This is a genomic window from Pseudomonas sp. NBRC 111133, from assembly GCF_001320605.1.
Taxonomy (GTDB): Bacteria; Pseudomonadota; Gammaproteobacteria; order Pseudomonadales; family Pseudomonadaceae; genus Aquipseudomonas; species Aquipseudomonas monteilii.
This window is the reverse complement of record NZ_BCBJ01000095.1, coordinates 41,509-54,779: the sequence shown is the minus strand read 5'-3', so window position 1 is coordinate 54,779 and position 13,271 is coordinate 41,509. Positions and strand designations below refer to the sequence as shown.

The window sequence follows — 13,271 nt, the reverse complement described above, 5'->3', positions numbered from 1 at the left end:
ACTTACTGTTTATAGTGTTTGGCCAGTGCCACGCACCAGGCCTCGCCGCGAGCCCCCTGCGGCGAAAGGATCAGCGAGCGTCCGCCCGCTTGGGGGCTTATGGTAATGGTCAGGTCAGGCTTTGGCAAAACGCCCGCACCCTTTTGTGGCCACTCGAACAGGCACAGCGGGTCGCCCTCGAAATAGTCACGAATCCCCATGAACTCCAGCTCCTCCGGATCGACCAGGCGATACAGGTCGAAGTGGAATGCTCGGACCTCACCGATCTCGTAGGGTTCGACCACGGTGAAGGTCGGGCTTTTCACTGCACCCGTATGGCCCAGGCCGCGGATCAGCCCACGGGAAAGCGTAGTCTTGCCAGCCCCCAGGTCGCCTTCCAGGAAGATCACGCCGCGACCACCGGTCACCTCGGCCATTTTTGCACCGAAGTCGACCGTAGCCGCTTCATCGGCCAGAAACAGGGTTATGCCAGACACGCAGAATGCTCCTCCAACAACGCTCGAATGACCGGCGCCAGATCACTGGCCGCCAGGCCTCTACCTTTTACACCCAGCCGCTCGCCCGCACAGGCATGCAGCCACACCCCCAGCCCGGCAGCCTGCCAGGCATCCAGCCCCTGGGCCAGCAACGCCGCCAGCACACCGGTCAGCACATCGCCAAAGCCAGCACCGGCCATGGCCGGGTGGCCACGCTCGCACAGCATCAACTGCCCGGCAGGGTCGGCCACCAGGGTACCGGCCCCTTTAAGCACGCACACGCTGTTATACCGGCGCGCCAGCTTGCGCGCAGCACCCGGGCGGTCGGCCTGCACCGCCTCGGTGGAAATGCCCAGCAACCGCGCTGCCTCGCCCGGGTGCGGGGTGAGGATGCTGCCACTGGGCAGGGCCAGCGGGGTACGCGCCAGCAAATTCAGGGCATCGGCGTCCCACACTTGCGGCCGCTCGGCATTGGCCACCGCCGACAGCAAGCTGCGGCCCCATGCCGCCTGCCCCAACCCCGGGCCGACCACCAGCACCGAGGCTCGCTCCAGCACACCCATCAACTGATTGGCCGAACTGACGCCCAGGCACATTATTTCGGGCAAGCGCGCCAGGCTGGCCGGGACATGTTCGGGCCGGGTTGCCACGCTGACCAGCCCGGCACCGCAACGCAGCGCGGCTTCGGCGCTGAGCAGCACGGCGCCGCCGGTGCCAAGGTCACCGCCGACCACCAGCGCATGGCCAAAGTCGCCTTTATGGGCATGCGCATGCCGGGCCGGCAGGTGCGCGACGGTCACGCTGCTGAGCAGTTGAGGGGCATGGCTGGGGTGTTTGGTCTGCGGCATGGGGTCAAAGGCTCCAATGTCTGGCAGAATTATACGCACCTGAACCCGTATTGCCTGCCCATCCATGTCCGTCTGTACGCCTGACCTCGCCCAACTGGCCCAATCGATCAAGATTTGGGGCCAAGAACTCGGTTTTGCCCACGTTGGCATCGCCGGGGTCGACCTTGGCGAACACGAACATCACCTGCAACGCTGGCTGGATGCCGGCTACCAGGGTGAAATGGACTACCTGGGCGCGCATGGCAGCAAGCGCTCGCACCCCGATCAGCTGATCCCCGGTACCGTGCGCGTGGTGTCGCTGCGCATGGACTACCTGTCCGGCGACACGCAGATGGCACAGCGCCTGGCACAGCCTGAAAAAGCCTACATCTCGCGCTACGCGCTGGGCCGGGACTATCACAAACTGGTGCGCAAGCGCGTGCAGTTCCTGGCCGACCGCATCCAGGAGGCTATCGGCCCGTTCGGTTACCGCGCCTTCGTCGACAGCGCCCCGGTGCTGGAAAAGGCCCTGGCCGAACAGGCCGGCCTGGGCTGGATCGGCAAGAATACCCTGCTGCTCAACCGCAAGGCGGGCAGCTACTTCTTCCTCGCAGAGCTGTTTGTCGACCTGCCAATACCGGTGGACGAAGCCACCACCAGCGAACACTGCGGCCGCTGCCAGGCCTGCCTGGACATCTGCCCGACCCAGGCCTTCGTCGGGCCCTATGTACTGGATGCGCGGCGCTGCATTTCATACCTGACCATCGAACTGAGGGGCGCGATCCCTGTCGAGCTGCGCGCGAAGATGGGCAACCGGGTGTTCGGTTGCGACGACTGCCAGATCGTCTGCCCGTGGAACCGCTTTGCCAAGCACAGCCAGGAGCAGGACTTCCAGCCACGGCATGGGCTGGAAAATGCCGAACTGGCGGACATGTTCCTGTGGGATGAGCGGACGTTCCTGCGCAAGACCGAGGGTGGGCCGTTGCGGCGGGCGGGGTATGAGCGATTCTTGCGCAACCTGGCGGTGGGGCTGGGCAATGCGCCGTCCACAATTCCTGTGATCGAGGCGCTGAAGGCCCGGCGAGAGGATGCATCGGAGCTGGTGCGCGAACATGTGGAGTGGGCGCTGGCCCAACACAACGCTCAATAGCAGCCAGCGCGCTCTCACAGGGTCCGCGCCGCGCCGACAATTCCCTTATTGCTGGTCGTTGTAGTGGAACTTGGGCATTTCCCAGTGAAAACGGATTGCCAGCAACCGCAGCAGGAACCCGCCAAACAAGGTCAGCAGCATCGCCTGCTCTGCCGGCACCTTGAAATACACACACCCCAGGTAGAACCACGCAGCCGCGAACGACACGCTGGCATAGAGCTCGCGCCGGAACACCAGCGGAATGTCGTTACAGAAGATATCCCGCAAGATCCCGCCAAATACTCCGGTGATCACCCCGCTGATCGACGCCACCAGCATGCCCTGCCCCATCTCCAGCGCGGTCATGCAGCCAATCAAGGTAAAGGCCACCAGCCCCAGGGCATCGAGCACCAGAAACAGCGAGCGCAGGCGGCGCATCATCGGCGCAATGAAGATGGTCAGCAGCGCCGCGAAGCTGGTCAGCACCAGGTATTCCGGGTGTTTCACCCAGGTCAGCGGGTAATGCCCGAGCAGCACGTCGCGCACCGAGCCGCCACCCAGGGCGGTGACGCAGGCGATCAGCACCACGCCGAACCAGTCCATGCCGCGGCGCCCGGCAGACAGCGCGCCAGTCATGGCTTCGGCAGTGATGGCGATGAGGTAGAGCATCAACAACATGGTGCGGGTCCGTGCGAGAAAGGCGCGCAGTCTAACCAGTTGCTCGAAGCACCAAAAGGGGTCGCAGATACAATATCTGCGCCGTTTCAGCTCACACCTTGATGAAGTGCTCGCGGTAGTGGCGCAGCTCGGCGATCGATTCGCGAATGTCGTCGAGCGCCAGATGGGTATTGCCCTTCTTGAAGCTGTCACGCACATTCGGCGCCCAGCGCGCGGCCAGCTCCTTCAGGGTGGAGACATCCAGGTTGCGGTAGTGGAAGTAGTTTTCCAGGTTGCGCATGTGGCGATAGAGGAAGCGGCGGTCCTGGCAGATGCTATTGCCGCAGATGGGCGACTTGCCCTTTGGCACCCACTGTTCGAGGAAGGCGATGGTCTGCGCCTCGGCTTCAGCCATGCTGACCTTGCTCTCGCGCACGCGCTGGGTCAGGCCCGAAGCACCGTGAGTGCGGGTGTTCCATTCGTCCATACGCGCCAGCACTTCGTCACTGTGATGGATAGCGATCACCGGCCCTTCGGCCAGGGTGTTCAGCTCACTGTCGGTGACGATGGTGGCCATCTCGATGATGACGTCGCTGTCCGGATCCAGGCCGGTCATTTCCAGGTCGATCCAGATCAGGTTCTGTGGGTTTTGCATGCAGGTGCTCCTCGTATAGGCCGTCATAGTAGCCTAGTGGCCAGGGCGCGCCCATTCATTGCACAAAGGTAAGCGGAAAAGTCCAACGCCTGGCGTGCTAAACTGCCTGCCGTTTTCAATGCCCCTCACCGGGCCTCTCTCACGGTACCTTCATGGCCAAACGCCAGCTCAATCGCCGCCAGAACTGGCGGATCGAAAAAATCCAGGGCGAGCGCGCCGCTCGCGCCGCCAAACGCGAGCAGCACGTGCTGCAAGAACTGGAAGGCGGCGATTTGGGGCCTGAGCAACTGGGCCTGGTGATCGCGCACTTCGGTGTGCAGGTAGAGGTGGAAGCCCAGGACGGCGAATCCGCAGGCCAGGTGTTCCGCTGTCACCTGCGCGCCAACCTGCCAGCACTGGTCACCGGCGACCGCGTGGTATGGCGTGCGGGCAACCAGGGCATTGGCGTGATCGTGGCGCAGATGCCGCGCAGCACCGAGCTGTGCCGGCCGAACAATCACGGGCAGCTGAAGCCTGTGGCAGCCAACGTCGACCTGATCGTGATCGTGTTCGCCCCGGCCCCGGAGCCGCACCCGAACCTGATCGACCGCTACCTGGTCGCTGCCGAGCACGCGGGGCTGCGCCCGCTGCTACTGCTGAACAAGGCCGACCTGATCAACGACGAGAACGGCCCTGGCCTGCATGCGTTGCTGGAGGTTTACCGCGAACTGGGCTACCCGCTACTGGAAGTGTCGGCGCACCACGGTGACGGCATGCAGCGCCTGCAACAGCAGCTCGACGGCCACATCAGCGTATTCGTCGGCCAGTCGGGCGTGGGCAAGTCGTCGCTGGTCAACAGCCTGCTCCCAGACGCCGGCACCCGAGTCGGCGACCTGTCGGAATGGTCTGGCCAGGGCACCCACACCACTACCACGGCGCGGCTGTACCACTTCCCCAACGGCGGCGACCTGATCGACTCGCCGGGCATCCGCGAGTTCGGCCTTGGCCATGTCAGCCGCGACGATGTGGAAGATGGCTTCATCGAGTTCCGCGACCTGTTCGGCACCTGCCGCTTCCGCGACTGCAAGCATGACCGCGAACCGGGCTGTGCGCTGCTCAAGGCGCTGGACGAAGGGCGCATCAAGCCGCAGCGCATGAACAGCTACCGCTCGATCATCGCCAGCCTGACGGAAGACAGCTACTGACCTGTCCGCTCCCACAGGCTCTGCCCCAGGCTCAAGGGCTACGCGAATCCTGTGGGAGCGGGCGCGCCCGCTCCCACAAGTTACGCGCTGGCTTCAGCTACAACGCAATCCTTTAGGGATTACTGCTCCTTGGCGTCATCCATCTTCAGCGTGCCATCTTCAAAGATGTTCAGCTTCTGGCGCAGCTCACGCGGCTGCATCGGCGCTTGTTCGGTATCCCCCGGTGCAGCCGGCGCCGCAGCCCCTGGCGCAGCACCACTGGCGGGTGGTGCAGCTGGATCGGGGGCCGGCGCTTCCGGCGCACCCTGCTCACCCTCGATATTGCGCTGTGCCTTCTTGGTCAGCACGATGATGTCGATGCGGCGGTTGACCGGGTTGAACGGGTCCTTGCGGTCGAACAGCGACGACGAAGCGTAGCCCACCACCCGCGCCACCTGCCCGTCCGGGTAACCACCGGCCACCAGCGCACGGCGTGCGGCGTTGGCGCGGTTGGCCGACAGCTCCCAGTTGCCGAACTCGCCAGTGCCGGCATACGGCTTGGCATCGGTGTGACCACTGATGCTGATCTTGTTCGGCACCGCCTTGATGGTGTCGGCCATGGCCAGCAGGATATCTTCGAAGTACGGCTGCAGACGCGCGCTGCCGATGTCGAACATCGGCCGGTTCTCGGCATCCATGATCTGGATGCGCAGGCCATCCTGGGTGATCTCGAACAGGATCTGGTCCTTGAACTTCTGCAGTTGCGGGTTCTCTTCCACCTTGTTCTGCAGCTCTTGCAGCAGCAACTCCAGACGCTCACGCTCGACCTGCTCGGCCATGGTCTCGACCTGGTCTTTGTTCAGCTGGGTCGTGGTCTCGGGCACCGGCTCGGATTTGGCTTCCGGGTTGATGGTTTTTTCCGGTGCCAGCTCAGGCGAACCACCCAGGTCGATGACATAAGGCGTGCCGCTTTCCGAAAAGCCGATCGGGTCCTTGAAGTAGCCGGCGATGGCGATCTTCTGCTCCGGCGTGGCGGTGGACATCAACCACAGCACAAGGAAGAACGCCATCATTGCCGTAGCAAAGTCGGCAAAGGCGATTTTCCAGGCGCCACCGTGGTGGCCGCCGCCAAAGCGCTTGACGCGCTTGACGATGATGGGCTGATTGTTCTCCATGACTCAGCGACCGCGAACCGCTTGTTCCAGCTCGGAGAAGCTTGGGCGGTGCTTGGGGTAAAGCACCTTGCGCCCGAACTCGACCGCCAGCGAAGGTGGCATGCCCGAGGCCGACGCAACCAGAGAAGCCTTGATCGACTCGTAAAGGTTCAGCTCTTCCTTGGCATCGTGCTCCAGGCACTTGGCCAACGGGCCAAAGAAGCCGTACGCCGCCAGAATACCGAAGAAGGTACCGACCAGTGCCGCACCTACGTGCATGCCGATGGCTGCCTGGTCACCCTCGCCCAGCGAGGCCATGGTCACCACGATACCCAGTACCGCCGCAACGATACCGAAACCGGGCATGCCGTCTGCGATGCCGGTCACCGCATGGGAGGGGTGCTCCAGCTCTTCCTTCATGCTCAGCAGTTCCATGTCGAACAGGCCTTCAAGCTCGTGCGGAGCCATGTTGCCGGTGGACATGATGCGCAGGTAATCACAGACAAACGCTGTCATGCGCTCATCGGCCAGCACCGTCGGGTACTTGGCGAAGATCGGGCTGGCTGCTGCGTCCTCAATGTCGGCCTCGATGGCCATCATGCCTTCGCGACGGCTCTTGTTGAGGATCTCGTACACCAGGCCCAGCACCTCCAGGTAGTAGGCGTGGGTGAAGCGCGAGCCGAACATCTTCATCGACTTCTTGATGACGTGCATGGTCATGTGGCCAGGGTTAGCCTGCAGGAATGCACCAAAGGCCGCACCGCCGATGATCAGTACTTCGAACGGCTGGATCAGCGCCGCGATCTTGCCGTGGGAGAGCACGTACCCGCCGAGCACGCTCGCGAATACGACGATGATGCCGATAATTTTAGCCATAGGTTCAAAGCACTTGCTGTCGTGGTCAGGGGAAGAGACGGGAGCTTTAAAACTCTTCTTCTACTTATCGGCAGAACTGCGCCAGACTATAGCCACTCAATGCGAAAAGCCAGTTCGGACTGATGTCAAAATGCCAATTGAAACCAAGGTGCCCGCTCAGGCCCCACGTACGCTAGAGGCCTGGGTAAAGCTGCTAGAGAGTGTTCGCATCCCCGTGCCGAAGCACAGCTACGACCGGGTCATGGCCGCCATCAACGATAGCCGCCGCTCGCTGCGTGATATCGCCGAACTGATGCAGGATAGCCCGGCACTGGTGCTGTCGGTGATGCGCGAAGCCAATCACCCCACCAATGCCAGCCAGGCCGAACCCGCCGAAAGCCTGGAAGTGGCCCTTAATCGCCTGGGCCTGGCGCGCATCGAACAACTGCTCAAGCGCCTGCCCTCGGTGCCTGCGGAAGAAATCCCGCCCGTATTCAGCCAGTTCCAGTTGATCAGCCAGCACGCCTCGCAACAGGCCAGCGGCCTGTTCGCCAGCCGCCTGGCACGGCTGTGGCAGGAGATTCACTGGGGCAGCCTGCTGTTTCTGTCACCCCTCTGGCCACTGGCGTTGGCCTACCCCAAACTGCTAGACACCTGGGAGCTACGGGTTATCCACAAGGGCGAAGACGCCGCCCATGTCGAGGAAGAGCTGTTTGGCGTGCGGATCATGGCGCTGTGCCAGACCATGGCGGAGTACTGGCGCCTGCCGCAGTGGGTGACTCAGGGCTACCGCCTGTTGCTGGAAGAGCGCGAGCAGCTGGCTCAGGTGCTGAGTATCGCCCGCGACGAAGACCTGCTCAGCCAACAACACCGCCTGGACGCCGAGCCTGGCCTGCGCCGCTGGTTCAACCAACCGGCCAACACCGTGCTGCTGGCCAACAACCTGGCCCTGGCCGCACAAGTTGGCTGGGACAACCCGCACCTGCTGCGCTGGCAGTTGCTGACCGCGCTGTACCTGCAAACCTCGCTGGAAGATGTGCAGCAGCAAGTGCACCAACAGGCCGCCGCCAGTGCCCGCCGCCACGCCCGGCACGCGTTGTTCCACCCGGCGGAGGCGTTGATCTGGCCCTGGCACCAGCGCCGCCCGCACCCGGACATGCTCGCCCCCCCACCACCCAGCAGTGACGACCTGGCGCGCTGGCGCAAGCTGTGCCAGCACCTGCTGGCCCAGCCTAGCCCGTTCACCAACACCGTGCACCTGGCCACCCAGGCCCTCGAAGCCCTGCAGGCCTGCGGCATGCAACGCATCCTGCTACTGAGCCTGGACAAAGCCAGCGACTACCTGCGCGTGCAGCAACTTGCCGGCCTGCCCAAGGAGGCTGGCGCCCTGACCCTCCAAGTGTCGCAGAACAAACTGCTGCAAAAGCTGTTGGCCCAGGCAGGGCAATTGCGCATCACCCCGGAAAACCACACCCAGTTCTCGGCACTGTTACCCGCCCCGCTGCGGGCGCTGTTCCGCAGCGAGCATGTGCTGCTACGCTCGCTGGCGGTGAACGACCAGGTGCTGATGCTGATGGTGGCCGACCAAGGCTGCCGGCCTTTGGCCGACATCAGCGTGCAGGCCTTCGGCAAGACCGCGCAATGTACCGAGCGGGCGCTGTCGGTGTTTGCCAACCGCAAGGGCTGAGCCTTGCGCTACAATCGCCCCTCTTTCCACACTGGAGACCGTGGATGACTGACTTTTCCGGCCTGCCCCTGGTGATCGAAGCCGCGGACCTGCTGCCACGCCTGGATTCGCCCCAGCTGATCCTGGTCGATCTGAGCAGCGCCAACCGCTATGTCAGCGGGCATATCCCCGGTGCACGCTTTGTCGAAGGCAAGCGTACCCAGCTTGGCCAGCCTCCTGCACCCGGCCTGCTGCCTACGCTGGGTGACCTGGAAAAACTGTTCAGCGAACTCGGCCACCGCAACGACGCCGTGTATGTGGTGTATGACGATGAAGGCGGTGGCTGGGCCGGGCGTTTCATCTGGCTGCTCGACGTGATCGGCCATAAGCATTACCACTATCTCAATGGCGGCATCCAGGCCTGGCCAGCAGACAAGCTGACCACCGAAGTGCCCGCCAGCGGCAACCATCCGGTGCACCTGCGTATCGACAACGCGCCCACCGCCACCCGCGAGTACCTGCAAAGCCGCCTGGGCGCCGATGACCTGGTCATCTGGGACGCGCGCGGCCCGCAGGAATTCAACGGCGAGAAAGTGCTGGCAGCCAAGGGTGGCCATATCCCCGGCGCGATCAACTTCGAGTGGACCGCAGGCATGGATCTGAACGACCACCTGCGCATTCGCAAGGACATCAAAGCAGTCCTCGAGCAACTGGGCATCACCCCTGACAAGGAAGTGATCACCCACTGCCAGACCCATCGCCGCTCCGGTTTCACTTATCTGGTGGCCAAGGCCCTCGGCTACCCACGCGTCAAGGCCTATGCCGGCTCGTGGAGCGAATGGGGCAACCACCCGGACACGCCTGTAGAAGTTTAAGGAACCTGCATGAAATCCCGTCTGTTCATCATCAGCCAGTACCTGCTGCCGCACCACCTGCTGTCGCGGTTGGCCGGCTGCGTTGCCGAGTGCCGCGCGCGCTGGTTCAAAAACGCCTTTACCGCCTGGTTCGCCAAGCGCTACCAGGTGAACATGTCCGAGGCCCTGGTCGAGGACTTGAGCGCCTACGAGCACTTCAATGCATTCTTCACCCGCGCCCTGAAGCCAGGTGCCCGCCCACTGGACGAAACCCCGGGCGCAATCCTGTGCCCCGCCGACGGCGCCGTCAGCCAGCTCGGCCCGATCGAGCACGGTCGCATCTTCCAGGCCAAGGGCCACGGTTTCAGCGCGCAAGAGCTGCTGGGCGGCGATCCGGCCATGGCCGCGCCGTTCATGGGCGGCGAGTTCGCCACCATCTACCTGTCGCCCAAGGATTACCACCGCGTGCACATGCCGCTGGCCGGTACCCTGCGCGAAATGGTCTACGTGCCGGGCCGCCTGTTCTCGGTCAACCAGACCACCGCAGAGAACGTTCCCGAGCTGTTCGCCCGCAACGAGCGCGTGGTCTGCCTGTTCGACACCGAACGCGGGCCGATGGCCGTGGTGTTGGTGGGTGCAATGATCGTGGCCTCGATCGAGACCGTGTGGGCCGGGCTGGTGACGCCGCCCAAGCGTGAGCTGAAGACTTTCCGTTACGACGAAGCCAGTCGTGCGCCGATCCACCTGGAGAAAGGTGCCGAGCTGGGCCGCTTCAAGCTGGGCTCGACCGCCATCGTGCTGTTCGGGCCAGAGCAGGTGAAATGGGCTGAAAATCTGGGCGCTGGTTCCGCAGTGCGCATGGGGCAGCTGTTGGCAGAGCCTGCACAGGCTTGATTCAGCCGCATGAAAAAGGCCCTGCATGAGCAGGGCCTTTTTTTGGGGGCTTTGCAGCCCCAGACACCCAGGTCAACCGCGGGCTTCGCGGTCGCGCAGGCCCAGCAGGTACAGCACACCATCCAGCCCCAGGGTGGAAATGGCCTGCTTGGCCGACTGGCGCACCAGCGGCTTGGCGCGGAACGCCACGCCCAACCCGGCCAGCGACAGCATCGGCAGGTCGTTGGCACCGTCACCCACGGCAATGGTCTGCTCCAGCTGCAAACCTTCTTCACTGGCCAGCTTCTGCAACAGCTCGGCCTTGCGCTGGGCATCGACGATCGGCTCGACCGCCACGCCGGTCACCTTGCCGTCGACCACTTCCAGCTCGTTCGCAAATACGTAGTCGATACCCAGACGCGCCTGCACCTGGCGGGCAAAGTAGGTAAAGCCGCCCGACAGGATCGCCGTCTTGTAACCCAGGCGCTTGAGTTCGGCGAACAGGTTTTCGGCGCCCTCGGTCAGGCGCAGCGAAGCCCCGATTTCGTCCAGCACGCCCACATCCAGGCCCTTGAGCAGCGCCATGCGCTCCTTGAAGCTGGCGCGGAAGTCCAGCTCGCCGCGCATGGCACGCTCGGTGATGGCCGCCACCTGCTCACCCACGCCGGCCGCCTTAGCCAATTCATCGATGACTTCGGCCTCGATCAGTGTGGAGTCCATGTCGAACACCGCCAGACGGCGGTTGCGACGGAACAGGTCGTCCTTCTGGAAGGCGATGTCGACGCTCAGCGCTTCAGCCAGGGCGAAGAAGTCAGCCCGCAGGGCCTGGGCGTCGCTCGGCACGCCGCGCACGGAAATCTCGATGGCCGCCTTGCCCTTTTTGGTTTCGGCGTCCAGCGCTACCCTGGCCGACAGGCGTTCGATGCGCTCGATGGTCAGGCCGTATTGGCTGATCACCGCACTCACACGCTGCAATTGCTCGGGGGTGATCTTGCGGCTGAGCAGGGTCACGATGTGGCGCGCTTCACCCTGGCCGTCGGCCCAGTGCTGGTAGTCCGCCTCGGAAATCGGCGTGTAGCGGGCCTGCAAGTTCAGCTCGTGAGCCTTGGCCTGCACGCTTTGCAGCAGCGCGGTAGCCACTTCGTTGTCCGGGATATCGACCAGAATGCCGAACGACAAGGTGCCGTGCATGACCGCCAGGCCGATGTCGAGAATGCTCACACCGCCCTGCAGCAGGACGCCGGTGATAGCCGCAGTGAGACCGGGACGGTCCTCACCGGTGATGTTGATCAGGACGATTTCGCGCACAACCTGGCTCCGACTTCGATGAAAAATGCGCATTCTACCGATTTTCCGTGACCATCGGGCGCCAACGATACTTTGCCGACAAAACCCGGGTCGCTATACTCCCCCCACTTTCATGCCATTAAGAGCCGAGCTCAGTGAACCGGCCCACGCCCGTCAAACCAGACAACTTCTTCCTGATGATCTATCGTGCCCTGAGTCAACGTCGCGTGCCGCTGGCACTGCGCATCGCCTGCACCAACATCTTCCTGGTGGCGCTGGCGCTGGTGATCTATGCCTGCGTCATGGGCCTGCAGTTCAAGCAGGCCATGCATCAGCAGGCCGACGCCTTGGGCCAGAGCCTGACCACCCAGACGGCCACGTCGGCAACCGAGCTGCTGGTGTCAAACGACATCCTCAGCCTCAACGTGCTGCTGGGTAACCTGGTGAAAAACCCGCTGGTGGCCCATGCGGCAATCTACAGTGTGGACAACCGCATCCTCGCCGAAGCCGGCCAGCGCCCGCGCAACAGCCTGCTGGGTGAGGCCGAGGGCTTGTACCAGACCAAGATCACCTTCCAGGACGTCACTGCCGGGCAACTGCGCATAAGCCTGGACATGAGCCAGTTCCAGCAGCCGATGCTGATCAGCCTGCAGAGCATGGGTATCCTGGCCGCCATCCTGCTGGTACTCGCGTTGACCCTGAGCCTGCGCCAGGGCCGTTTCATTACCCTGCCGCTGCTGCAGTTACGGGTATGGCTGCGCGACCCGCAACCCTACACCCCGGCCACCAACCGCCAGGACGAGATCGGCGATATCGCCCGCCAGCTGCATGCGCGCCTGGCCCCGCCGCCGCCGCCAGAGCCCGAGCTGGAGGAAGAGGACGACGCGCAATACGGCGACCTGCACGAGCCTTCACCGGCCCCCAAGGCCGCACCACGCGCCAGGGTTGCCGCGGTAGAAGACGAGGACGACGACGCCTTCGCTGGCCTGCTGGACGACGACAGTGCGCCCAAGGCCGCTGCCGTGGTCGGGTCTGACGAACCGCAGTACAGCGCCGTCCTTGCCGTGCAACTGGGCTCGCAGGAGCAGTTGCGCCGTTTGCCACGCACACGCCTCACCGAGCTGACCGAACGCTACCGCGATTGCCTGGAGCACGCGGCTTCGCTCTACGACGGTGAAACCCACACGCTGAACGATGGCAGCACCCTGGTGCTGTTCCACAGCCGCGAGTGCGGCGAAGACTACCTGACCAATGCCATCTGCTGCGGCGAGCTGTTGCGCGCCCTGGGCCACGCCCTGCAGATTGAAGTGGCCGACAGCGGCATCACCCTGCAGCTACAGCTGGGCCTGGCCTTGGGCAACGACCTGCAAGGGTTGGAGATGGTGGACCTGCTGATGGCCGAAAAGGCCCAGGATGCCCTGGCACTGTCGCAACACAGCCGCAACCTGTTGCTGGTAGAGCGGCAGATCAGCGATGACGCGCTGATTCGCCAGCGTGCGCGTATTCGCCCGATTGCCAGCCCTGAGGGTGCCTGCTGCGTGGAGCGTTTGATGGAGCCTTATCCGTCGATGCTGGAGCGGCAGTTGGCGCGGATGCACGAGCGCAGGGCCTGATAGCGTCTCCCACAAAGTCCGCGTCAACCTTGCAGACATGAAAAAGCCCGCAAACATGCGGG

At 63.7% G+C, this 13,271-nt stretch carries 13 protein-coding genes; 6 read left to right on the top strand and 7 right to left on the bottom strand.

The annotated features are described in order from the left end of the window. Nucleotides 1–2: 2 nt before the first annotated feature. Nucleotides 3–467: a tRNA (adenosine(37)-N6)-threonylcarbamoyltransferase complex ATPase subunit type 1 TsaE gene (tsaE, locus tag APH36_RS22385; protein ID WP_373690385.1), complete on the bottom strand. Its 465-nt coding sequence runs from the start codon at nucleotides 465–467 to the stop codon at nucleotides 3–5. Further along, on the bottom strand, nucleotides 464–1,324 hold the full coding sequence (locus APH36_RS22380) for an NAD(P)H-hydrate dehydratase (RefSeq protein WP_060500370.1): 861 nt from the start codon (nucleotides 1,322–1,324) through the stop codon (nucleotides 464–466). Before APH36_RS22380 ends, tsaE begins: the two co-directional genes overlap by 4 nt. A 64-nt stretch (nucleotides 1,325–1,388) precedes the next feature. Between APH36_RS22380 and queG the strand changes: the two genes are divergently transcribed. Continuing rightward, a complete protein-coding gene (queG, locus tag APH36_RS22375; RefSeq protein ID WP_060500368.1) occupies nucleotides 1,389–2,453 on the top strand; it encodes a tRNA epoxyqueuosine(34) reductase QueG in 1,065 nt (354 codons plus the stop codon). A 45-nt stretch (nucleotides 2,454–2,498) separates the two neighbouring features. On the opposite strand, the gene APH36_RS22370 is transcribed toward queG, so the two are convergent. Then, complete coding sequence (locus APH36_RS22370; RefSeq protein WP_020193322.1) at nucleotides 2,499–3,110, bottom strand: trimeric intracellular cation channel family protein; 612 nt, start codon at nucleotides 3,108–3,110, stop codon at nucleotides 2,499–2,501. A 91-nt stretch (nucleotides 3,111–3,201) separates the two neighbouring features. Beyond that, nucleotides 3,202–3,744, bottom strand: coding sequence for an oligoribonuclease (gene orn / locus APH36_RS22365; protein WP_016712326.1), 543 nt, complete (start codon nucleotides 3,742–3,744; stop codon nucleotides 3,202–3,204). A 152-nt stretch (nucleotides 3,745–3,896) separates the two neighbouring features. Here orn and rsgA point away from each other — a divergent pair, with 152 nt between their 5' ends. After that, nucleotides 3,897–4,928 carry a small ribosomal subunit biogenesis GTPase RsgA gene (rsgA, locus tag APH36_RS22360; protein WP_060500365.1) on the top strand — a complete coding sequence of 344 codons (1,032 nt, stop codon included), beginning with the start codon at nucleotides 3,897–3,899 and terminating at the stop codon, nucleotides 4,926–4,928. Nucleotides 4,929–5,047: 119 nt separating this feature from the next. On the opposite strand, the gene motB is transcribed toward rsgA, so the two are convergent. Together motB and motA are read right to left on the bottom strand one after the other, a co-directional pair. After that, the gene (gene motB / locus APH36_RS22355; protein WP_060500363.1) at nucleotides 5,048–6,082 is read right to left on the bottom strand and encodes a flagellar motor protein MotB; all 1,035 of its coding nucleotides are present in this window, start codon (nucleotides 6,080–6,082) and stop codon (nucleotides 5,048–5,050) included. A 3-nt stretch (nucleotides 6,083–6,085) separates the two neighbouring features. Beyond that, a complete protein-coding gene (gene motA / locus APH36_RS22350) occupies nucleotides 6,086–6,937 on the bottom strand; it encodes a flagellar motor stator protein MotA (protein ID WP_016712329.1) in 852 nt (283 codons plus the stop codon). 130 nt (nucleotides 6,938–7,067) lie between these two features. Here motA and APH36_RS22345 point away from each other — a divergent pair, with 130 nt between their 5' ends. The 3 genes from APH36_RS22345 to asd are packed head-to-tail and all read left to right on the top strand — an operon-like array spanning nucleotide 7,068 to nucleotide 10,330. Next, the gene (locus APH36_RS22345; protein ID WP_060500361.1) at nucleotides 7,068–8,603 is read left to right on the top strand and encodes an HDOD domain-containing protein; all 1,536 of its coding nucleotides are present in this window, start codon (nucleotides 7,068–7,070) and stop codon (nucleotides 8,601–8,603) included. 44 nt (nucleotides 8,604–8,647) lie between these two features. Continuing rightward, nucleotides 8,648–9,457 (top strand): rhodanese-like domain-containing protein, encoded by an 810-nt coding sequence (locus APH36_RS32350; RefSeq protein WP_060500359.1) that lies wholly within the window; start codon nucleotides 8,648–8,650, stop codon nucleotides 9,455–9,457. A gap of 9 nt (nucleotides 9,458–9,466) precedes the next feature. After that, nucleotides 9,467–10,330 carry an archaetidylserine decarboxylase gene (asd, locus tag APH36_RS32345; protein ID WP_016712332.1) on the top strand — a complete coding sequence of 288 codons (864 nt, stop codon included), beginning with the start codon at nucleotides 9,467–9,469 and terminating at the stop codon, nucleotides 10,328–10,330. A 72-nt stretch (nucleotides 10,331–10,402) separates the two neighbouring features. On the opposite strand, the gene serB is transcribed toward asd, so the two are convergent. Continuing rightward, nucleotides 10,403–11,617, bottom strand: a complete 1,215-nt coding sequence (serB, locus tag APH36_RS22330; protein WP_060500357.1) for a phosphoserine phosphatase SerB — start codon at nucleotides 11,615–11,617, stop codon at nucleotides 10,403–10,405. Nucleotides 11,618–11,751: 134 nt separating this feature from the next. Between serB and APH36_RS22325 the strand changes: the two genes are divergently transcribed. Further along, entirely contained in the window at nucleotides 11,752–13,209 is a 1,458-nt protein-coding gene (locus APH36_RS22325; RefSeq protein ID WP_060500354.1) for an AhpA/YtjB family protein, read from the top strand. Nucleotides 13,210–13,271 lie beyond the last annotated feature (62 nt).

What these genes read in the sequence shown, in the direction of transcription:
- asd (WP_016712332.1), top strand. Translation starts at nt 9,467, where the DNA reads ATGAAATCCCGTCTGTTCATCATCAGCCAGTACCTGCTGCCGCACCAC.
- APH36_RS22370 (WP_020193322.1), bottom strand. Translation starts at nt 3,110, where the DNA reads ATGTTGTTGATGCTCTACCTCATCGCCATCACTGCCGAAGCCATGACT.
- queG (WP_060500368.1), top strand. Translation starts at nt 1,389, where the DNA reads ATGTCCGTCTGTACGCCTGACCTCGCCCAACTGGCCCAATCGATCAAG.
- motB (WP_060500363.1), bottom strand. Translation starts at nt 6,082, where the DNA reads ATGGAGAACAATCAGCCCATCATCGTCAAGCGCGTCAAGCGCTTTGGC.
- orn (WP_016712326.1), bottom strand. Translation starts at nt 3,744, where the DNA reads ATGCAAAACCCACAGAACCTGATCTGGATCGACCTGGAAATGACCGGC.
- rsgA (WP_060500365.1), top strand. Translation starts at nt 3,897, where the DNA reads ATGGCCAAACGCCAGCTCAATCGCCGCCAGAACTGGCGGATCGAAAAA.
- motA (WP_016712329.1), bottom strand. Translation starts at nt 6,937, where the DNA reads ATGGCTAAAATTATCGGCATCATCGTCGTATTCGCGAGCGTGCTCGGC.
- APH36_RS22345 (WP_060500361.1), top strand. Translation starts at nt 7,068, where the DNA reads ATGCCAATTGAAACCAAGGTGCCCGCTCAGGCCCCACGTACGCTAGAG.
- APH36_RS22380 (WP_060500370.1), bottom strand. Translation starts at nt 1,324, where the DNA reads ATGCCGCAGACCAAACACCCCAGCCATGCCCCTCAACTGCTCAGCAGC.
- APH36_RS32350 (WP_060500359.1), top strand. Translation starts at nt 8,648, where the DNA reads ATGACTGACTTTTCCGGCCTGCCCCTGGTGATCGAAGCCGCGGACCTG.